Source organism: Arthrobacter sp. BG3 (assembly GCF_056680185.1).
This window is the reverse complement of record NZ_CM155270.1, coordinates 336,848-356,939: the sequence shown is the minus strand read 5'-3', so window position 1 is coordinate 356,939 and position 20,092 is coordinate 336,848. Positions and strand designations below refer to the sequence as shown.

The 20,092-nt window shown below is 68.6% G+C and carries 18 protein-coding genes; 16 read left to right on the top strand and 2 right to left on the bottom strand.

The features are described from left to right. Positions 1-55 precede the first annotated feature (55 nt). From AC1MFL_RS01640 to AC1MFL_RS01630, 3 genes are read left to right on the top strand one after another with little or no spacing between them, the layout of a single operon-like run. Complete coding sequence (locus AC1MFL_RS01640; RefSeq protein WP_479812926.1) at positions 56-790, top strand: DUF3710 domain-containing protein; 735 nt, start codon at positions 56-58, stop codon at positions 788-790. Further along, positions 783-1,202, top strand: a complete 420-nt coding sequence (locus AC1MFL_RS01635; protein ID WP_479812924.1) for a single stranded DNA-binding domain-containing protein — start codon at positions 783-785, stop codon at positions 1,200-1,202. The genes AC1MFL_RS01640 and AC1MFL_RS01635 overlap by 8 nt, the downstream gene beginning before the upstream one ends. Further along, positions 1,199-1,999 carry a DUF3159 domain-containing protein gene (locus AC1MFL_RS01630; protein ID WP_479812922.1) on the top strand — a complete coding sequence of 267 codons (801 nt, stop codon included), beginning with the start codon at positions 1,199-1,201 and terminating at the stop codon, positions 1,997-1,999. Before AC1MFL_RS01635 ends, AC1MFL_RS01630 begins: the two co-directional genes overlap by 4 nt. A 117-nt stretch (positions 2,000-2,116) precedes the next feature. On the opposite strand, the gene AC1MFL_RS01625 is transcribed toward AC1MFL_RS01630, so the two are convergent. Continuing rightward, on the bottom strand, positions 2,117-2,875 hold the full coding sequence (locus tag AC1MFL_RS01625; protein WP_479812920.1) for a potassium channel family protein: 759 nt from the start codon (positions 2,873-2,875) through the stop codon (positions 2,117-2,119). Beyond that, positions 2,876-3,547: a potassium channel family protein gene (locus AC1MFL_RS01620; protein ID WP_301228488.1), complete on the bottom strand. Its 672-nt coding sequence runs from the start codon at positions 3,545-3,547 to the stop codon at positions 2,876-2,878. Positions 3,548-3,703: 156 nt separating this feature from the next. On the opposite strand from AC1MFL_RS01620, the gene AC1MFL_RS01615 reads away from it, so the two are divergent. The 13 genes from AC1MFL_RS01615 (at position 3,704) to AC1MFL_RS01555 (ending at position 20,058) form a co-directional block, all read left to right on the top strand. After that, positions 3,704-5,680, top strand: coding sequence for an APC family permease (locus AC1MFL_RS01615; protein ID WP_479812918.1), 1,977 nt, complete (start codon positions 3,704-3,706; stop codon positions 5,678-5,680). Then, positions 5,677-7,032: a class I SAM-dependent RNA methyltransferase gene (locus AC1MFL_RS01610; RefSeq protein WP_479812916.1), complete on the top strand. Its 1,356-nt coding sequence runs from the start codon at positions 5,677-5,679 to the stop codon at positions 7,030-7,032. The genes AC1MFL_RS01615 and AC1MFL_RS01610 overlap by 4 nt, the downstream gene beginning before the upstream one ends. 172 nt (positions 7,033-7,204) lie before the next feature. After that, on the top strand, positions 7,205-10,018 hold the full coding sequence (locus tag AC1MFL_RS01605) for an aconitate hydratase (RefSeq protein WP_479812914.1): 2,814 nt from the start codon (positions 7,205-7,207) through the stop codon (positions 10,016-10,018). Between the two features lie 213 nt (positions 10,019-10,231). Beyond that, the gene (gene dxs, locus AC1MFL_RS01600) at positions 10,232-12,205 is read left to right on the top strand and encodes a 1-deoxy-D-xylulose-5-phosphate synthase (protein WP_479812912.1); all 1,974 of its coding nucleotides are present in this window, start codon (positions 10,232-10,234) and stop codon (positions 12,203-12,205) included. Between the two features lie 8 nt (positions 12,206-12,213). Next, a complete protein-coding gene (locus AC1MFL_RS01595) occupies positions 12,214-12,759 on the top strand; it encodes a DUF402 domain-containing protein (RefSeq protein WP_479812910.1) in 546 nt (181 codons plus the stop codon). After that, positions 12,756-13,313 carry a hypothetical protein gene (locus AC1MFL_RS01590; RefSeq protein ID WP_479812908.1) on the top strand — a complete coding sequence of 186 codons (558 nt, stop codon included), beginning with the start codon at positions 12,756-12,758 and terminating at the stop codon, positions 13,311-13,313. Before AC1MFL_RS01595 ends, AC1MFL_RS01590 begins: the two co-directional genes overlap by 4 nt. A gap of 66 nt (positions 13,314-13,379) precedes the next feature. Continuing rightward, positions 13,380-13,598, top strand: coding sequence for a helix-hairpin-helix domain-containing protein (locus AC1MFL_RS01585; RefSeq protein WP_479812906.1), 219 nt, complete (start codon positions 13,380-13,382; stop codon positions 13,596-13,598). Between the two features lie 119 nt (positions 13,599-13,717). Beyond that, entirely contained in the window at positions 13,718-14,695 is a 978-nt protein-coding gene (locus AC1MFL_RS01580; RefSeq protein ID WP_479812904.1) for an aldo/keto reductase, read from the top strand. Continuing rightward, entirely contained in the window at positions 14,696-15,769 is a 1,074-nt protein-coding gene (locus AC1MFL_RS01575; RefSeq protein ID WP_479812902.1) for a nucleoside hydrolase, read from the top strand. It begins immediately after the preceding gene. A 62-nt stretch (positions 15,770-15,831) separates the two neighbouring features. Continuing rightward, positions 15,832-16,686 carry an ECF transporter S component gene (locus AC1MFL_RS01570; RefSeq protein WP_479812900.1) on the top strand — a complete coding sequence of 285 codons (855 nt, stop codon included), beginning with the start codon at positions 15,832-15,834 and terminating at the stop codon, positions 16,684-16,686. 17 nt (positions 16,687-16,703) lie between these two features. Beyond that, the gene (locus AC1MFL_RS01565; RefSeq protein WP_479812898.1) at positions 16,704-17,462 is read left to right on the top strand and encodes an energy-coupling factor transporter transmembrane component T; all 759 of its coding nucleotides are present in this window, start codon (positions 16,704-16,706) and stop codon (positions 17,460-17,462) included. Beyond that, the gene (locus tag AC1MFL_RS01560) at positions 17,459-19,042 is read left to right on the top strand and encodes an ABC transporter ATP-binding protein (protein WP_479812896.1); all 1,584 of its coding nucleotides are present in this window, start codon (positions 17,459-17,461) and stop codon (positions 19,040-19,042) included. Before AC1MFL_RS01565 ends, AC1MFL_RS01560 begins: the two co-directional genes overlap by 4 nt. A 56-nt stretch (positions 19,043-19,098) precedes the next feature. Beyond that, the gene (locus tag AC1MFL_RS01555) at positions 19,099-20,058 is read left to right on the top strand and encodes a hypothetical protein (RefSeq protein WP_479812894.1); all 960 of its coding nucleotides are present in this window, start codon (positions 19,099-19,101) and stop codon (positions 20,056-20,058) included. Positions 20,059-20,092 lie beyond the last annotated feature (34 nt).

The following is a 20,092-nucleotide window of genomic DNA, read 5'->3' as shown; positions in this document are numbered from 1 at the left end:
CACGCGGACGCGGGGCGACGCGGCGGCACAGAATCACAACTAAGGAGACAACCCCATGGTTTTTGGGCGTGGCAGGAAAGCCAAGCAGGAACAGCTGACAGAGCCCGGGGAAACCCGGGAGGCAGCAGCCGACGCTGCCGCCGGTGACTCCGCCGGGACGTCCTCCGCGGCCCCCGCCCGTGGCGCTACGGGTCCCTTCGACGTCTCGGAAATCACGGACCAGGACGGTTATGTGGACCTCGGTGCGCTCCTGATCGCTCCCGCGGAGGGGCTGCAGCTCCGGCTCGAGGTCGAGGAGGCGACCCAGCGCGTCGTGGCCGTCACCATGGACCTGAACGGCTCAAGCCTCCAGCTCCAGGCGTTCGCGGCTCCCCGCTCCGAAGGCCTGTGGGACGAGATCCGCGAGCAGATCGGCCAGTCGGTCGGCAGCCAGGGCGGCCAGGTCGAGGAAATCCAGGGCGGTTTCGGCGCTGAGCTGCTCGCCAAGCTCCCGGCCAGTGGCGCCGACGAAAGCCAGGGCTACCGCGTGGCCCGCTTCATCGGCGTCGATGGTCCGCGCTGGTTCCTCCGCGGCGTGTTCGGCGGCGAGGCCGCTGTGGACCGCGACGCGGCCGCCGGGCTTGAGGGGCTGTTCCGGCAGATCGTGGTGGTCCGCGGTGAGAGCCCGATGCCGCCGCGGGACCTGCTGCAGCTCCGCCTTCCCAAGGACAACGCTGCACCCGCCCCGCAGTCCGCCCCGGACCTCGGGCAGCAGCCCGAGCGTGGACCGGAGATTACCCAGATTGGCTGATGCCCGCCGCCTGGATCCGTCCGCCTCGGTCTCCGTGCGGGGGTTGCCGGTCCGCGGCCGCGTCCTGTGCCACGGCTACATCGAGGCGGTCACCTACGCGCCGGCGAGCCAGGTCGCGGCCTTCACCGCGATTGTTGTGGACCACAACGCGCCCCCGGTCAGGACCCGCGGTGTCCGTGCAGTCCCGGCAGTAACCGACACGGCAGCCGCCGCCGCGCCTGCGGGCGCCCGGCGCCAGCGGCCCGGGACCCCCACAGACCGGCTCCGGGTGGTCTGGCTGGGACGGCGCCGCATCCCCGGGATCGACGCCGGCACGGAACTCCGGCTGCAGGGCATGGTCACCGTGCGCGACGGCCTGCCGACCATGTTCAATCCCCGCTACGAAATACTCTCCCGCCAGGAGGAGCAATGACCCTGCCCGAGAAACCGCAGCCGCACGCCGGGGAGCGAGCAGCCCGGGAAAATCCGGCCCGGGAAAGCTCAGCCGGGGCAGGATCGGCCGGGGAGGGACCTGCCGCCCGGCCAGCCGCCGCCGCGCAGCCCACTGTGGCGCAGCTCGCCGAAGGCTACGCCGCCAAGGCCGGACTGCACCGGTCCAGCAACGGCAACATCGACGTGCTTAAAAGCGCTGGCGGAATACAGGGCATTGCCGAGAGCATCCTCCCCGGACTGGTCTTCCTGATCGCTTTCACCCTCACCCGCGAGCTTCCCCTGGCCCTGGTGGCGTCCCTCGCTGTCGCCGCGGCCTTCACCGTGGCCCGGCTCATCCAGCGCAAGCCGCTGACCCAGGCACTGGCGGGGATCGCCGGCGTCGGGCTCTCCGCGTGGCTTGCCAACAGCACCGGCAAGGCCGAAGACTTCTACGTTCCCGGGTTCTTCACCAACATTGCCTACATCGTGGCGATGTCGATCTCGATTGCCGTCCGCTGGCCGTTTGCCGGTCTGATTTTCGGGTTCATCCGGAACGAAGGTTTGGACTGGCGGAAGAACCCGGCCCGGGTCAAGGCCTACCGGATCGGCACCTGGGTGATCATCTCGGTGCTGGCCCTGCGGCTGCTGGTCCAGGTTCCGCTGTACTTCATGGGCGAACCCGGCTTCGCGGCCCTCGCCACGACGCGGCTCCTGATGGGTGCGCCGCTGTACATCCTGGGCATCTGGGTCGCCTGGCTGCTGACCCGGCCCGCCCCAAAAACCGCCCCGACGGCCTAGCCGCCGTTGCCCTGCGTCCGTTGCGTCCGTTGCCCTATCACTTAACGTTGTTTCCAGCCCTTCAGAACAACGTTAAGTGATAGGGCAACCTGCCCCAGAGCAACCGGAGCAACCGGGTCAGCCGTCGAAACCGTCGCCCTCGGCCGGCTGGCCCGCGTGGCCGTGCAGGTCCGAGGTGACAGGGTGCTGGCCGGTGTCATGTTCGTCATCGCCCTGCGACTCCGGCGAGAGCAGGGCGCGCAGCTGGTCCTCGGCCACGATGGTGGTCACGAAGAACAGCTCATCCCCGCCGTCGATCACGTCATCACGGCTCGGCGTGATGGGTGCCTGGTCCCGGAGGATCGCCACCAGGGTGGAGTCCTCGGGCCAGTCGATGTTGCCCACCGTCAGGCCAACCACGTGCGAATCGTGGGGGACGGTGAACTCGACCAGCGATGACACGCCGGTCTGCAGTGTCAGCAGGCGGACGAGGTCGCCGATCTCCACCGCCTCCTCGACGAGGGCGGTCATCAGCTGCGGGGTGTTCACCGCGACGTCGACGCCCCAGGAATCGTCGAACATCCAGTCGTTTTTGGGGTTGTTGACCCGGCCGACCGTCCGTCCGACGCCGAACTCGGTTTTCGCCAGCAGTGAGACCACCAGGTTGACCTTGTCGTCACCGGTGGCGGAGACCACGACGTCGGCGTCCTCCAGTTTGGCGTCCTGCAGGGTGCTCAGTTCGCAGGCGTCGCCGACCAGCCAGTGGGCGCCGCGCAGGCCGCTGCGGCCGATCACCTCGGGCTTCAGGTCGATCAGCAGGATCTCGTGTTTGTGGGCCAGCAGTTCGCGCGCGATCGAGGAACCGACGCTTCCCGCCCCGACGATAACGACTTTCACTTAGGACTCCTTGGCGGGGGACTTGGCAAGAATGTGGGCGACTTCGCTGCTGCGGTCCACGCCCAGCATGGCGTGCACCGTGTCGCCGTCCTGGTACAGGGTGCCGGCCACGGGCAGCATGCCCTCGCCAAAGCGTGTCAGGTAGGCGACGCGGACGCCGGCGGCCTTCTCGATCGAGGTGACCGGGTGGCCGATCCATTCCGGGTTCAGATCCACCTCGGCGAGCACCAGCCGGCCGGAGGGGTCCCGGAAGTCGCCGGCCAGGTGCTGTTCGGGCAGGATCCGCCGGAGCACCTGGTCCGCACTCCAGCGCACGGCGGCGACCGTGGGGATGCCGAGGCGCTGGTAGATCTCCGCGCGGCCCGGGTCGTAGATCCTGGCGACCACGTGGGGGACATGGAAGGTTTCGCGGGCCACCCGGGTGGCCAGGATGTTGGAATTATCACCGCTGGAGACGGCGGCGAAGGCATAGGCGTCCGCGACGCCGGCCTGCTTAAGGGTCTCCCGGTCAAAGCCGACGCCGGTGACCTTGCGGCCGGTGAAGCCGGTGCGGAGCCGCCGGAAGGCGCGGTCGTCCTGGTCGATGATCGCCACCGAATGGCCGGCGTCCTCGAGCGTGTGCGCCAGGGTCGCCCCAACACGGCCGCAACCCATGATCACGAAGTGCGCCACACGTGCCTCCTCAAGCTTTGGTGTCTGCTGCTGGGTAAAACTCTACCTGCGCAGCGACGGACACCCCTGCCCGCCGGGCGGTCGGCGGGGCGGCGCCTGAACGGCGGGGATCGGCGCCGTCATGACATCGCGTCCGAATCCGACTAGCTTTGTGTGGTGCCGACAATTTTCAATGCCGTGAAGCGGGTGCTGGTAGGCAGGCCGTTCCGGAACGACAGCCTGGCTCACACCCTGCTTCCCAAACGGATCGCCCTGCCCGTTTTCGCCTCCGACGCGCTGTCCTCCGTGGCGTACGCGCCGGATGAAATCCTCCTGACCCTGGCCCTGGCCGGTGTCAGCGCCGTCGCGTTCTCGCCCTGGGTGGGCCTGGCCGTCATGGTGGTGCTGCTGACCGTGGTTGCGTCCTACCGCCAGAACGTCCACGCCTACCCCTCCGGCGGCGGCGACTACGAGATCGCGAACGAGAACCTCGGCAAATATGCCGGGCTCACCGTCGCCTCCGCGCTGCTGGTCGACTACGTGCTGACGGTGGCGGTGTCGATGTCCTCGGCCGCCGCCTACCTGACGACCGCGGTTCCCTCGCTGCATGATCAGCGGGCCCTCATCGCGACGATCGGCGTTGTGGTCCTGGCGATAGTGAACCTGCGCGGCATCAAGGAAGCCGGCAGCGTTTTCGCCGTCCCCACATACATTTTTATGGCGTCCATTCTCGGCATGACCGCGATCGGCGTCTTCCAGGCCTCCACCGGCCAGCTGGGCCAGGCGCCGTCGGCGGCCTTCACGATTGTTCCCGCGGCGGGCTTCGACGAGGGACTGACCGGGCTCGCCGGCGCGTTCCTGCTGCTGCGCGCCTTCTCCTCGGGCGCCGCGGCCCTGACCGGTGTCGAGGCGATCAGCAACGGGGTGCCGAACTTCAAGAAGCCCAAGAGCAAGAATGCGGCCACCACGCTGCTGCTGCTGGGCGTGATCGCGGCCTCCATGCTCGCGGGCATCATCTACCTGGCCAACGCCACCAAAGTGCACATCGTGCTGGACCCGGCCAAGGAGTTCCTGCTGGACGGCAAGCCGCTTCCCGAGGGGTACATCCAGAATCCGGCGATCAGCCAGATCGCCCAGACCATCTTCGGCGAAGGCTCCCTCCCGTTCTACATCGTGGTCGCCGCGACCGGCGTGATCCTGGTTTTCGCCTCCAACACGGCATTCAACGGTTTCCCCGTCCTCGGCTCGATCCTCGCCCAGGATGGTTACCTGCCCCGGCAGCTGCGCACCCGCGGGGACCGGCTGGCCTTCAGCAACGGCGTCCTGGCCCTGGCCGCCGGCGCCCTGGTGCTGATCATCGCGTTCGACGCCGACGTCACCAAGCTCATCCAGCTCTACATCGTGGGCGTCTTCATCTCCTTCACCATGAGCCAGCTCGGCATGATCCGGCACTGGGGGCGGGAGCTGAAGCTTGCCAAGGACCCCGCCGTCAAGCTGCGCATGCTCAAATCACGCATCATCAACACGATCGGCTTCGGCATGACCGGGCTGGTCCTGGTGATCGTCCTGATCACCAAGTTCGAGCAGGGCGCCTGGATCGCGCTGCTGGCCATGTTCATCCTGTTCCTGATCATGTGGAGCATCCGGGCGCACTACGACAATGTGGCCAAGGAACTCGCGGTGGGCGAGGACAGCTCCCCCCGGGCGCTGCCCACCCGCGTGCACGCGGTGCTGCTCGTCTCGCACGTCCGCAAGCCGGTGCTCCGGGCGCTGGCCTATGCCCGCGCGTCACGTCCGTCGCGGCTGGACGCCATCACCGTGGACATCAGCAGCGAAGAGACCGAACAGACAGTCGCTGACTGGGAGAAGCTGGAAATCCCGGTGCCCTTGACGGTGCTGGCCAGCCCGTTCCGCGAAACGGTGACGCCGATCATGGAGTACATCACGAACATGCGCCGCGATTCGCCCCGCGACCTGATCGTCGTCTACATCCCCGAGTACGTCGTGGGCAAGTGGTGGGAGCAACTGGTCCACAACCAGACGGCGCTGCGCATCAAGACCCGGCTGCACTTCGAGCCGGGCGTCATGGTCGCCAGTGTGCCGTGGCAGCTGAAATCATCCGAAGAAGCCAAGAGACTGCAGGACATCCAATGAGCTCCGACACCCAGACCCAACCCCACACCGAACTGACCGTCGACGTCGGCCCGGTCGCCCACGGCGGGCACTGCGTGGCCCGCCACGAGGGGCGTGTGGTGTTTGTCCGCCACGGCATCCCCGGCGAGAAAGTCCGGATCCGGCTCACGGAGTCCGGCCCGGAGGCCAAGTTCTGGCGCGGCGACGTCGTGGAAGTCCTGGAGCCTTCCCCGGACCGGGTGGAGCACTTCTGGGACCTGGCCGATTCGGCGCGCTCCTGGTCGCACCGCCACCCGCCGGTGGGAGGCGCCGAACTCGGGCACATTGCCCTCGCACGCCAGCGCAGCCTCAAGGCCGAGGTGCTGGCCGAACAGCTGCGACGCCTGGCCGGCGTCGACCTTCAGGCCCTGGGGGAGCAGCTCACCGTTGAAGCCGTGGGGGATTCCGGCACGACGGCGGGCCTCGCCTGGCGTACCCGGGCCGGTTTCGCCGTGACCCCCGCCGGAAAGCTCGGCATGCACGCCCACCGCTCCGACACGGTCCTCCCGGTCCGGGAGATGCCCCTGGCCGTGGACGCCATCAACGCCCTCCGGCTCTGGGACATCGACCTGCAGGGCATCGACCGCATTGAGGTCGCCGCCCCGGCCAACGGCTCCCGGCCGCTCGTGCTCCTGGTCCCGGCCGAGGGAACCCGGGCCAAGCGGCTCAGCGCGGTCCTCGCACAGCTGCCCGAGGACGTCTCGGTGGCCAGCTTCGATCCGGTCAAGGGCGAAGTGCTGCGGCTGCGCGGACGCACCTACGTCCAGGAGACCGCCGCCGGCCATGACTTCCGGGTCACCGGCGACGGTTTCTGGCAGATCCACCGGGACGGCCCGGACACCCTTGCCGGCGCCGTGACCGGTTTCCTGCGGGAGGGCGGCTTCCTGGAACCGGGCGCCGCGGTGGCGGACCTTTATGCCGGGGCGGGCCTGCTCACGGCGCCGCTCGCCGACGCCGTGGGTGTCACCGGGTCCGTGCTGTCCGTGGAAGGATCACCCGGCACCAGCCGGGACGCGCGCAAGAACCTGCATGACGCACCCCAAGTCGAGATCGTCCAGGGCCGGGTGGAACGCGTCCTGCGCGAGAGCGCGCGCACGTTCGACGCCATCCTGCTGGACCCGCCCCGGGCGGGCGCCGGCAAGGCGGTCGTGACCCAGCTGGTCGGGGCAGGACCCCGTGCCGTGGCCTATGTGTCCTGCGATCCGGCGTCCTTTGCCCGCGACGTGGGCTACTTCCAGCAGTCCGGCTGGGAGCTGTCGGGTCTGCGCGCCTTCGACCTGTACCCGCATACCCACCACATGGAGACTGTGGCGCTACTGACTCCCCGGGCCTGAGGCCACTAGGATGGGCGGAGTAGTCCGACGTCGCGCTCCGTAATCACGGCTGACCTCCTGCACCTAAGTACCGAACCTTGTGTGAACAAGGCCAAGCACTAGTTAGGGCCCCCTAACTAGCAAGGGGTCTGCGGCGCGACAAAGATGAAACTGTTGCGAGAGGAGTCCTGCGATGAGCATTGTGGACAGCTTCGGTTCAAAAGGCAAACTTAATGTAGCCGGTACCGAATACGAAATTTTCCGGTTGAACTCCGTTGAAGGTGCAGAAAACCTTCCGTTCAGCCTCAAGGTATTGCTTGAAAACCTGTTGAGGACCGAGGACGGCGCCAACATTACGGCCGATCACGTCCGAGCACTGGCCGGCTGGGATCCCAGCGCCGAGCCCGACACTGAAATCCAGTTCACGCCGGCGCGCGTGATCATGCAGGACTTCACTGGCGTGCCCTGCGTTGTGGACCTTGCCACCATGCGTGAAGCAGTCAAGGAACTGGGCGGGGACCCCAAGCGGGTCAACCCGCTGGCACCCGCCGAAATGGTGATCGACCACTCCGTGCAGATCGACGCCTTCGGCAACTCCGGCGCACTGGAGCGCAACATGGAGATCGAGTACCAGCGCAACGGCGAGCGGTACCAGTTCCTGCGGTGGGGCCAGACAGCGTTCGACGACTTCAAGGTCGTCCCGCCGGGAACCGGCATCGTGCACCAGGTCAACATCGAGTACCTGGCCCGCACCGTCATGACCCGCGAAATTGATGGCGTTGTCCGGGCCTACCCGGACACCTGCGTCGGCACCGACTCGCACACCACCATGGTCAACGGCCTGGGTGTGCTGGGCTGGGGCGTCGGCGGCATCGAGGCCGAGGCAGCCATGCTTGGCCAGCCGGTCTCCATGCTGATCCCGCGCGTCGTGGGCTTCAAGCTGACCGGGTCCATCCCGGCCGGCGCGACCGCCACCGACGTTGTCCTGACCATCACCGAGCAGCTGCGCAAGCACGGTGTGGTCGGCAAGTTCGTCGAGTTCTACGGCGAAGGCGTCGCGGCTGTGCCGCTGGCCAACCGCGCCACCATCGGCAACATGAGCCCGGAGTTCGGCTCCACGGCCGCCATGTTCCCGATCGACGACGTGACCCTCGACTACCTGCGCCTCACCGGCCGCTCGGACGAGAATGTTGCCCTCGTGGAGTCCTACGCGAAGGAACAGGGCCTCTGGCACGATCCTTCCAAGGAGATCAAGTTCTCCGAGTACCTCGAGCTGGACCTGTCGACGGTTGTCCCGTCGATTTCCGGCCCGAAGCGCCCGCAGGACCGCATCATCCTCACCGAGTCCAAGGACCAGTTCCGCCAGGACCTGCGCAACTACGTGAAGGAAGAGCTGGTCGACGGCAGCCTGGACGAGGCGATTGACGAAAGCTTCCCCGCTTCGGATGCGCCGTCGTTCACCGCTTCCGGCACTCACCTGACCGACGAGGCCCCGCACGCGCACGGCCCGACGTCCGACGGCCGCCCGTCCACCAAGGTCAGCGTCAAGACCGCAGACGGCCGCGAGTTCGAACTGGACCACGGCGCGGTGTCGATCGCCTCGATCACCTCCTGCACCAACACGTCCAACCCGTCCGTGATGCTGGCCGCTGCACTGCTGGCCCGCAACGCCGTCGACAAGGGCCTGACCTCGAAGCCGTGGGTCAAGACCTCCGTGGCTCCCGGGTCCAAGGTTGTCACCGACTACTACAACAAGTCGGGCCTGACCCCGTACCTGGAGAAGCTCGGCTTCTACATCGTCGGTTACGGCTGCGCGACCTGCATCGGCAACTCCGGCCCGCTCGACGCCGAAATTTCCGAGGCCATCCAGGCCAACGACCTTTCCGTGACCGCCGTGCTGTCCGGTAACCGCAACTTCGAAGGCCGGATCAACCCGGACGTGAAGATGAACTACCTGGCCTCCCCGCCGCTGGTCATCGCTTACGCCCTGGCCGGCACCATGGACTTCGACTTCGAGGCCGACGCGCTGGGCCAGGACGAGGCCGGCAACGACGTCTTCCTGAAGGACATCTGGCCGAACCCGGTCGAGGTCCAGCAGGTCATCGATTCCTCGATCGACAAGGATATGTTCGCCCGCGGTTACGAAGGCGTGTTCGAAGGCGACGACCGCTGGAAGGCACTCTCCACCCCGGCCGGCGACACCTTCGCCTGGGATCCGAAGTCCACCTACGTCCGGAAGCCCCCGTACTTCGACGGGATGAAGGCAACGCCGGAGCCCGTTGAGGACATCACCGGCGCGCGTGTGCTGTTGAAGCTCGGCGATTCCGTCACCACGGACCACATCTCACCGGCAGGGTCCTTCAAGTCGGACACCCCGGCCGGGCAGTACCTGCTGGCCAACGGTGTGGAGCGCAAGGACTTCAACTCCTACGGCTCACGCCGTGGCAACCACGAGGTCATGATCCGCGGAACGTTCGCGAACATCCGGATCAAGAACCAGATCCTGGACGGCGTCGAGGGTGGCTTCACCCGCGACTTCACCCAGGCCGACGGCCCGCAGGCCTACGTCTACGACGCCGCGCAGAACTACCAGGCCGCCGGCATCCCGCTGGTCGTCCTGGCCGGCAAGGAGTACGGTTCCGGCTCATCCCGTGACTGGGCTGCCAAGGGCACCGCCCTCCTGGGTGTCAAGGCCGTCGTGGCCGAAAGCTACGAGCGGATCCACCGCTCCAACCTGATCGGCATGGGCGTCCTGCCCCTGCAGTACCCGGCCGGGCAGAACGCTGCCAGCCTCGGGCTGACCGGCACGGAGACCTTCGCAGTTGAGGGCGTCACTGCCCTGAACGAGGGCACCACGCCGAAGACGCTCAAGGTCACCGCAACGGCCGAAGACGGCACCGTCACCTCGTTCGATGCGGTCCTGCGCATCGACACCCCGGGCGAGGCCGACTACTACCGCAACGGCGGCATCCTGCAGTACGTGCTGCGCCAGATCTCCGCTAACTAGCGGAGGGATCCTCCCGCAGGGAGGAACAGTTGCCAGACGCGAAAGCCCCGGCCGGTCCCACACCGGCCGGGGCTTTCGCGTTCCGTCCGTGATCCGTCTGTCCGTGATCCGGCTGGTCTGTGTTCCGGACCCGTTAGGTACGCGTCCCGGCACCGGGGCTACTCCGGAGGCGTTAGAGTTAAAAGGCATGTCTACCACCCGAAGGAGGGGCCGTTGGGAATCTTGGAGACCATCCGGAATCCGCAGGACCTGAGCAAGTTGTCAGAGGCGCAGCTGGATCAGCTGGCAGCCGAGGTCAGGGACTTCCTGATCGGCAATGTCTCCCAGACGGGCGGGCACCTGGGCCCGAACCTCGGCGTCGTCGAACTCACCATCGCGGTCCACCGGATCTTCGATTCCCCCCGCGACAGCATCGTCTTCGACACCGGGCACCAGTCCTACGTGCACAAGCTCCTCACCGGGCGCCAGGACTTCAGCACCCTGCGCCAGCAGGGCGGAATGTCCGGCTACCCGGACCGCGCCGAGTCCGAGCACGACATCGTCGAAAGCTCCCACGCCTCCTCCTCGCTGTCCTGGGCGGACGGGATCTCCCGCGCCCGCCAGCTCACCGGCGACGGCGACCGGTACGTCATCGCCATTGTTGGTGACGGCGCGCTGACCGGGGGCATGGCCTGGGAGGCCATCAACAACATTGCCGCGGACAAGAAGCGCCGCGTCGTGATCGTGGTCAACGACAACGGCCGCTCCTATGCCCCGACGGTCGGCGGTTTCGCGGATTACCTTGCCTCGCTGCGCCCCACGATCGATTCGCTCCGCGCCGCCCCGGCCTACGAGGGCACGCTGGACCTGTGGAAACGCCGGCTGCAAAACGGCGGCCCCGCGGGCCAGTTCACATACCGCAGCCTGCATGCCATGAAAAAGGGCATCAAGGACTGGTGGGCGCCGCAGGGCATGTTCGAGGATCTCGGGATGAAGTACATCGGGCCCGTGGACGGTCACGACCTCCAGGCCATGGAGCATGCGCTCTCCACTGCCAAGAACTATGCCGGCCCCGTGATCGTGCACGCCATGACCGAAAAGGGCCACGGCTACGCGCCCGCCCGTGCGCACGAGGCGGACCAGTTCCACGCCGTCGGCATCATCGACCCCGAGACCGGCGAGCCCACCGAGGCCGGCGGCGCGAAGTCCTGGACCGCCGTCTTCGCGGACGAGATCGCCGACATCGCGGACGAGCGGAACGACATCGTGGGCATCACCGGCGCGATGCTGATCCCCGTCGGGCTGCATAAGTTCGCCGCGCGCCACCCGGAGCGGGTGTTCGACGTCGGCATCGCCGAACAGCACGCCCTCACCTCGGCCGCCGGCATGGCCTTCGGGGGATTGCACCCCGTCGTGGCGGTCTACGCAACCTTCCTCAACCGCGCCTTCGACCAGCTCCTGATGGACGTCGCCCTGCACAAGGCCGGGGTCACCGTCGTCTTGGACCGCGCCGGCGTCACCGGACCCGACGGCCCCAGCCACCACGGCATGTGGGACATGGCCATGGTCCAGATCGTTCCCGGGCTGCACCTGGCCGCGCCCCGCGACGCCACCCGGCTCCGCGAGGAACTGCGTGAGGCGGTCGCCATCGAGGACGCCCCGAGTGTGATCCGCTACTCCAAGGGCACTGTGGGGGCCGAGGTCGAGGCCATCGAGCGGCTCAGCGACGGTGTTGACGTGCTGGCACGCCGCCCCGCCGGCTCCAGCGAAAACGACGTGCTGATTGTCAGCGTCGGCTCGATGTCCGAACTCGCGCTGGATGTTTCAAACCGGCTCGGCGCGCAGGGCATCAGCTCCACTGTGGTGGATCCCCGCTGGCTCCTGCCGGTCCGCAAATCCATCATCGCCCTCGCCTCCCACCACCGCCTCGTGATCTGCATCGAGGACGGGGTCCGCGCCGGCGGCGTCGGCTCCCGGATCCGCCAGGAAATGCGGGCCGCCGGGGTGGACACCGCCCTCAACGAGGTCGGCCTCCCGGTGGAGTTCCTGGACCATGGAACCCGCAAGCAGGTCCTGGAACGGGTCGGCCTGACCGCGCAGCAGATCACGCACGACGTCGTGGCGCAGGTCCTGGGAACCAAGGTGCCGTTCGCGCGTCCCCTCCCCGGCCAGGAACATCCCAGCACCGGCAGCCTGCCGATCCTGTGAGGATCCCTGTGAGGGCTCCCAAGGACCTGGCACCGGGCGACCTCGTGGTCTCCCGGAACCGGAAATGGAACGGCAAGGCCCACTGGGTGGTGCCCGGAACCTACCTCGGCGAGGACGCCCACGGCTGGTGGATCTTCCAGGGCACCAACGAGTTCTGCTCCCGCCCGGGCGCGGCGTTCTACGCCGCATCCGACGCCGTGCTGCTGGTCCCGCGCTCCGGCGAGTACGTGGCGACCTTCTACGACGAGGCCCATCCCGACGGGGTCCAGGTCTATGTGGATCTGGCGACGGAGCACGGGTGGAGGACGATCCGGCCGGGCGTCACCGAGTTCCACCTGATCGACATGGACCTGGACGTGATCCGGACCGCGGACCGCGGGGTGTACGTGGACGACGAGGACGAGTTCGCCACGCACCGGATCGAAATGGACTACCCCGCTGACGTGGTGGACCGGATCAGCGCCGCATCGGACCAGCTTTACCAGGCCGTCAAGGCACAACAGCCACCTTTCGACGGCTCAGACCGCGAATGGTTCAGGAGAGGACGGGCATGAGCGGAATTATCCGGGTTTACAAACGCAACGACGAAGGGGTCCTCGAGTTCAGGGAGGCCTGGTTCGACGAGGATTACAGCCAGTTCGTGATGAACCACGGCGTCGTGGGGCACCAGAGCAAGACCGACGAGACCGACGTCGCCGACGCCGCTGCTGCTGAGGGCCTGATGGACGCCTTCGCCGTGCAGTGCGCCGAAGACGGGTTCGCCGAAATCCCCGAGGAGGAGCAGTCCTGGGTAGTGGCCCAGTACGCCCTGAAGACCAAGGGCGGCACGGACCGGGACCGCTACCTTGAGGAAAAGGCCAAGGACGCCCTCATCAGCCACCTTGCCTGGCGCGGACTCGGGGTTGTGGACCGCTCGGAATTCTCCGACTCCAAGCTCAACATCTTCATCCTCACCCCGGACGTCAACAAGGCCGTCAATGCCATCAAGGTCTGCATCCGCGGCGAGGACCTCGACTTCACCAAACTGAGCATCGGCGCCGCCGCCTTCGGCGAGACGTCCTTTAAGCTCAAGTACGCCCCGAAGCCGGCCAACAGCTTCACGCTCTAGCTCCAACGGTTCCACCGGCGCGTTTCACATCAGTTTGGGGGGGACATCGACTGGAAGGGTTTCCACATGGCTGCACAATCCTTTGAACCAGGCCGTACGCCGCTGCCCCGGGGGATCGCTGCCCCGGCCCGCCGGTCCCTCGCCCACGCGGGGGTAGAGACCCTTGAGCAGGTGGCGGCGCTGGGACGGCTGGGCCTGGGGCGGATGCACGGCATCTGCCCGCGGACCCTGGCGCAGCTTGAGGATGCCCTGGACGAACGAGGGCTCGAACTGCCCGCGGGATAGCCGTCCCGGTCCCGGCCGGCAACTGCCCGCGGGATAGCCGTCCCGGTCCCGGCCGGCCGGCCAAACGCCGGCTGCCGGGCCTGCCGGGGGCCGCGCCTGGCCGTTATAGGCTGAACCCCATGACTGAATACCGCCGCGTAGGAAATTCCGGACTGACCGTCTCCGTCGTAGGACTTGGCTGCAACAACCTGGGCCGTTCCAGTACGGCGACCGAGTCACAGCAGGGGACCGACGCCGTCGTGCATGCGGCCATGGACGCCGGAATCACCTTCTTCGACGTCGCCGACAGCTACGGCCGGGAGCCGGGCCTCAGCGAGACAATGCTGGGCAGGGCGTTGCAGGGCCGCCGCGACGACGCCGTCGTCGCCACGAAATTCGGCCTGGACATGCGCGGGACCAACGGCAACGATTTCGGCGCCCGCGGCTCCCGCCGCTACATCATCAAGGCCGCCGAAGCCTCGCTGCGCCGCCTCGGGACAGACTGGATCGACCTCTACCAGTTCCACACTCCCGACCCGCTGACCCCGATCGAGGAGACTCTCGCCGCCCTCGACGAACTCGTCACCAGCGGCAAGGTCCGCTACATCGGCCACTCCAACCGCGCCGGCTGGCAGATCGCCGAGGCCGAATTCGTGGCCCGCGCCCGCGGGGGAGCACGCTTCATCTCCAGCCAGAACCACTACAACCTGCTGGACCGCCGCGCCGAGCTCGAGGTCACGCCCGCCGCCGAAGCCTACGGCCTGGGCGTCCTGCCGTACTTCCCGCTCGCCAACGGGCTGCTGACCGGCAAGTATGCCAAGGACACCGCCCCCGAGGGCTCGCGCCTCAGCCACACCCGCACCAACCTTGTGCACGACGCCGACTGGGAGCAGCTCGGTGCCTTCAGCGCCTTCGCCGCCGAACGGGGCCTGACGGAGATCCAGGTGGCGTTCTCCTGGCTCGCGGCCCAGCCCTCGGTCAGCAGCGTCATTGCCGGCGCCACCCGGCCCGAGCAGGTCCGGCAGAACGCCGCCGCCGTGGCCTGGATCCCCAGCGCCGCCGAACTTGCCGAACTCGACGACCTCTTCCCGCGCACACCGAAGGTGGCACTGTTCTAGATGGAGCTTCCTGAGCCGGCCGCCCCGGCGCAGACCGTGCTGATGGACGTCGACACCGGCATCGACGACGCCCTGGCCCTCGTCTACCTGCTGTCCCGGCCGGAGGTCCACCTCCAGGCCATCACCTGCACGGCCGGCAATGTTGGTGCCCGCCAGGTAGCGCTCAACAACCTGGCACTGCTTCAGCTGTGCGGGCGGCAGGGCGTCGAAGTGGCGATCGGTGCCGAGGTGCCGTTGGAAATCCCGCTGGTCACCACCGAGGAGACGCACGGGCCGCAGGGGATCGGCTACGCCGAACTTCCGGCGCCCGCACAGCAGATCTCGCCGCGCCACGCCGTCGACGTCTGGGTGGAGGAAGTCCGGGCGCACCCGGGGAAGATCACCGGGCTGATCACCGGCCCGCTGACCAACTTCGCCCTCGCACTGCGCCGCGAACCGGAACTGCCGCGGCTGCTCAAGGGCCTCGTCATCATGGGAGGGAGCTTCTACTACCAGGGCAACACCACGCCGACGGCGGAATGGAACGTCTCGGTGGACCCGCACGCGGCCAAGGAGGTCTTCGCAGCGTACCGCGGACTGCCGGAGGACAAGCTGCCGCTGGTGTGCGCGCTGGAAACGACGGAGCGGATTGAAATGCTGCCAGGACACCTGCGGCGCCTCGGCGAGGCCGCCGGGGCGGGGCCGGAACTGGTCCTCCCCGAGCAGCCGGAGGGCCTGCGCAGCAGCTCAGCGAACCCGCTCGTGGCCTGCCTGTCCGACGCGATCCGGTTCTACATGGAGTTCCACCGGCTCTATGAGCAGGGCTTTGTTGCCCACATGCATGACGCCTTCGCAGCCTGCGCCGCCATCGGACGCACCCCGTTCACCGCCCGCCTGGCCACCGTCGACGTCGAAACCGGCTCGCCCCTGCTGATCGGCACCACCGTCGCGGACTTCCGCGGTCTCTGGGGACTGCCGCCCAACGCCCGGATCGTCTCCTCCAACGACCCCGAACGTTGCTTCACGGAGCTGATTTCCTCGGTCGGGGCGCTGGCGCGGCGAATTCCGTCCGCCGGGACGTCCGCAACTGGTTAGGATGGTAGCTGCGCCGAGGTGACATAGGCGGACGTTGCAGCCCCCACCGAAGGACCACCCCCATGTCACAGCAGTCCCTGACCCTCCCCGCTGACGGCCCCGGGTCCGGCGCCGGCTCCGCCGCCGGCACAGCCAGAGCGCGGCGCAACCGCCGCGTGCTCGAACTCGCCGGTGCCGCTGCGATCGCGGGCACTTACGTCTTTCTTGTCCTGGCCCAGCCGGCGGACATCGCCAACGGCCCGGCCAGCTTCTCCGCGCTCGTGGCCCTGGGTGGGTTCTTCCTCGGCGCCGTGCTGCTGGTCGCCGCGGCGCTTCCGGTCCTCCCCACGTCCACGCTGGTGCTGATGCCGGTGGCGCTGGTCCTGAATGTGGTCCTGGGCCAGCTCATGGGCAGCACCGGTCTGCCGTTCTACTTCGATGCCATCGGCACGGTGCTGATCGCAGTGCTCGCCGGGCCGGCCGCGGGAGCCGCGACTGGCGCCCTCAGCAGCATCGTGTGGTCCTTCTTCAACCCGACCGTGCTGCCCTTCGCCGCCGGCGCAGCGCTGATCGGTTTCCTGGCAGGCCTGGCCGCCCGCGGCGGGCTCTTCCGCCGCTTCTACCTGGCACCCGTGGCCGGCTTCGTCACCGGCATCCTCGCCGGCGTCGTCTCCGCCCCGATCGCAGCCTTCGTCTTTGGCGGCACCGCGGGCGTCGGCACAGGAGCGCTCGTCAGCGCCTTCCGCGCCATGGGCGACACCCTGCTCGCAGCCATCACCAAGCAAGCGCTGGTCTCGGACCCGATGGACAAGGCCATCGTCTTCGCCATCGCCGCGATGCTGGTCTACGCGCTGCCGCGCCGCACCACCATCCAGTTCCCGTTCGTCCGGCGCTACCGGGTGCTCGCCGGCAAGGCTCCGGAAACGCCCGAAGCCTGAAGCGGACCCCCACCGGAATGCCCTCCACCCTTCACCCGCTGACGTCGCTGACGGCCGCGGGGTGCATTGCCGTGATCACGACGGCGGCAGGCGCCTGGCCGCTGTCCCTCGCGGTCGGCCTCGCGGCAGCCGTGCTGGCCGTGCGCGCCGGCGTTGGCCGCCGTGTGCTGGCGGCGGCTGCGGCGGTCCTGCTCCCGCTGGGGTTGTCGCTGCTGATGCTGCATGGGCTCTTTTTCCCGGAGGGCCGCACCGTCCTGGCCGCATGGGGCCCGGCGCGCGTCACGGCCGAAGGCCTCGCCTTCGCCCTCGAGTCGGGCACCCGCACGGGCGCCTGCGTTATGGTGCTGCTGCTTTTTTCCTTCACCGTGAGCGCCCCCGACCTTGTGGCGGCGCTGGCCGGGCGGGGGCTGCCGCCGCAGTTCGGCTTCGTCCTCGCCTCCGCGCTCACCCTCCTGCCGGCCATGGCCGGCAGGCTGGACAACATCAGGGCAGCACAGGAGGCGCGCGGGCTGGTGCTCCGCGGCGGCGTGCTGTCCCGGCTCGCCGGGGTACGGCTGCAGATGGTCCCCCTGGTGCTGGGCCTTATTGAGGACTCCGGGAGCCGGGCCCAGGCCCTGGAAGCACGCGGCTTCGGCGGCCCGGGCCCCCGGACCAGCTACCGCGAGGTGGCCGACCCTCCCGTCGGGCGCCGGTTCCGGGCCGCGCTGCTGCTGCTCGCCGCCGCAGCCGTGGCCCTCCGCCTCGCGGCCTCCTGGCCGGCAGCTGGGCCCTCGTGACCACTCCTGACCCCGACGGCACGATGGCCACTCCAGATCCCGCCGGCACGATGGCCACTCCAGATCCCGCCGGCACGATGGCCACTGACCCGATGGCTGGCGCCGTCCTTGCCGCCCGGATCGGCAGCTTCAGCTTCCACGGCGGGACGGCCCCCGCCCTGCGGGACGTGGATTTCAGCGCGCGGCCGGGAACCCTCACGGCGGTCCTGGGCGGTTCCGGCAGCGGGAAGACCACCTTCGGCAAGCTGCTGGCCGGCTGGCTCCGGCCCGGACCGGCCGGACGGCTCAGGGGTTCGCTCGCACTGGCCGGGGAACTGCTGGAGTTCCGGGGCGGCGAGGACGATCCCCGGATCAACCCCGCCGCATGGTCGGACCGGGTGGGCTACGTCCCCCAGGATGCGGCCGCCATACTCTCCACGGTCCGCTCCACCGTCGCCGAGGAACTTGCCTTCGGCCTGGAAAACCGCGGGACCCCGAGGGCCAGAATGTTCCGCGACGTGGCCGCTATCGCCGACCTGACCGGCCTCACAGCGCTCCTGGGCCGGGATCCCGCCACCCTGTCCGGCGGGGAACTGCGCCGGCTGGCCATTGCCTGCGCCGTCATCACCGGACCCGCGGTGCTGGTCCTGGACGAACCCCTGGCGTCCCTGGACGCCGCGGGTGTCATCGAGGTCCGGGGCCTGATCCGCCGGCTCACTGCCGCCGGCACCGCCGTCGTGGTGCTGAGCCAGGCAGCCGACGGCCTCGCACGCTCCGCCGCGCACTGGATCGTCCTTGACGGTGGCACCGCCACCGCCGCCGGCACCCCCCGGGCGCTGGTCCGGTCAGCGGAACTCGCCTGGACCGGGACGGTGCTGCCCGCGGTCACCAACACCGTGCCCGCCGTCCGGGCCCAGGGCCCGGTACCGGACGCAGTCCCGGTGCTGGAGCTGGAGGGCGTCGGGTTTGGCTTCCCCGGGGCCGGCGGAACTGCGGGTGAGCCGCTGTTGCGGGATCTGGGACTCACGGTGCGGCCGGGGGAGATCGTGGCCGTCACCGGCAGGAACGGGGCGGGCAAATCAACGCTGCTGCGCCATTTCAACGGACTGCTCCGTCCGGACACGGGGACGGTACGGGTCGCCGGAAAAAGCATCGCCGGTCTCCCGACAGGCAGGGTGGCCGCTTCGGTGGGGCTGCTCTTCCAGCACCCCCGCGACCAGCTGTTCGAGCGGACGGTCCTGCGTGAAGTCAGCTTCGGCCTGCGGCGGCTGCACGGAAGGGAAGCCGGCGCCCTGGCCCACGAGGCACTGGAGACCGTCGGGCTGTCCCGGGAGGCCGCCACCCACCCGGCCGAATTGCCCGCCTCGAAGCAGCGGCTGCTCGCCCTCGCCACTGTCCTGGCCCGCGGGCCGGCCGTGCTCGCCCTGGACGAGCCCACCGTGGGACTGGACCGGCATGGCCTCGAGCGGCTGGACCACGCCGTATCTGCCGCGGCGGCGCGGGGCGCCGCCGTCGTCCTGGTCACCCATGATGCCGCCTACGCCAGGGCCGCGGCGCACCGGGTCCTCGAGCTCGATGGCGGGTGCCTGCGGGAAGCCTGACGGGCAGGGGGCTTGGGACCCTACCGGGGAGCCGCCGGGTGGGTGAGCATGGGGCCATGGTCACTAAAGCAGGCACTGCCGCAATTACCGGGGTTCCGGCCGTCCTGACGATTTCGTCCGGGATCTGGCTGCTGGTCGGGGCAGTCGGCGCCGTCTGGTCGCTGCTGCGGCTCCTCCTCCTTCAGGTAATGGGCGGGATGCTCGAACCGGAGATGTACCTCCCGACCCTGGTGTTCTACGTTGGCGGTGCAGCCGTCTTTGTTACGGGCATTGTGTGCTCCGTGCTCCTGAGGCAGGGCCGGCGGCCGGCACGCATTGTGCTGTCGGCGTACACGGTGATTCTTCCGGCATTCTTCTACTGGCTGGGCGACCCGTCCGCAACTGCGGTGCCATGGTGGGAGGTGCTGCTCTCCACAGTCGGCGCGGTCGTCGTCATTGCGGTTCTTGCCACGGTGCTCATGTGGCTGCCGCCGGCCAACGCGTATTTCGCCGCCGGAGGTGCACCCGCGCTTGAGGCACCCGCCGGTTCGGCCGCCTCCGACCGCATGCCGGCGGCCGTGCTGGCGGCGGTCCGGATCCTGGTTGCCTCCGGCGTTATCGCCGCACTGGAGGCAGCTCTGGGGCTGCTCCTCCTGTCGGAAAGCATCGGTACTGAGGCGAAGACGACTCCGGCGCTGGTGCTCTATCTGACTCTGGCGTCCGCGGCTGTTGCAAACCTCGCCTGCGCGATGGCGGTCCGGCGGGGAAAGCCGGTCGTCCGGAGGGTCGCCACCGCCATCCCGGCGGTTGGTCTCACCCTCGTTGTGCTGGCTACGATCGCCGCCTATTCAAATGTGCCCGCCGGGAGCGCGGTAGCCGAGGCCGGAGTGCTGACGGCCATCCTCCTGACGGTCTTCTCCCAGGGGCTGCCGCTCCTCGGGAGCCTGGCCGCTGCGGTACTCCTCTGGCGCCCCTCTGCCAAGCGATACTTACGCCGCGGCGCCGAGGTCGCTCCGGCCGCCACCAGCGGATCCTGACAGGTACAGCCGGATCCTGACACATGCCCCGGGA

What these genes read in the sequence shown, in the direction of transcription:
- AC1MFL_RS01640 (WP_479812926.1), top strand. Translation starts at nt 56, where the DNA reads ATGGTTTTTGGGCGTGGCAGGAAAGCCAAGCAGGAACAGCTGACAGAG.
- AC1MFL_RS01630 (WP_479812922.1), top strand. Translation starts at nt 1,199, where the DNA reads ATGACCCTGCCCGAGAAACCGCAGCCGCACGCCGGGGAGCGAGCAGCC.
- AC1MFL_RS01610 (WP_479812916.1), top strand. Translation starts at nt 5,677, where the DNA reads ATGAGCTCCGACACCCAGACCCAACCCCACACCGAACTGACCGTCGAC.
- AC1MFL_RS01605 (WP_479812914.1), top strand. Translation starts at nt 7,205, where the DNA reads ATGAGCATTGTGGACAGCTTCGGTTCAAAAGGCAAACTTAATGTAGCC.
- AC1MFL_RS01590 (WP_479812908.1), top strand. Translation starts at nt 12,756, where the DNA reads ATGAGCGGAATTATCCGGGTTTACAAACGCAACGACGAAGGGGTCCTC.
- AC1MFL_RS01585 (WP_479812906.1), top strand. Translation starts at nt 13,380, where the DNA reads ATGGCTGCACAATCCTTTGAACCAGGCCGTACGCCGCTGCCCCGGGGG.
- AC1MFL_RS01580 (WP_479812904.1), top strand. Translation starts at nt 13,718, where the DNA reads ATGACTGAATACCGCCGCGTAGGAAATTCCGGACTGACCGTCTCCGTC.
- AC1MFL_RS01575 (WP_479812902.1), top strand. Translation starts at nt 14,696, where the DNA reads ATGGAGCTTCCTGAGCCGGCCGCCCCGGCGCAGACCGTGCTGATGGAC.
- AC1MFL_RS01570 (WP_479812900.1), top strand. Translation starts at nt 15,832, where the DNA reads ATGTCACAGCAGTCCCTGACCCTCCCCGCTGACGGCCCCGGGTCCGGC.
- AC1MFL_RS01565 (WP_479812898.1), top strand. Translation starts at nt 16,704, where the DNA reads ATGCCCTCCACCCTTCACCCGCTGACGTCGCTGACGGCCGCGGGGTGC.
- AC1MFL_RS01555 (WP_479812894.1), top strand. Translation starts at nt 19,099, where the DNA reads ATGGTCACTAAAGCAGGCACTGCCGCAATTACCGGGGTTCCGGCCGTC.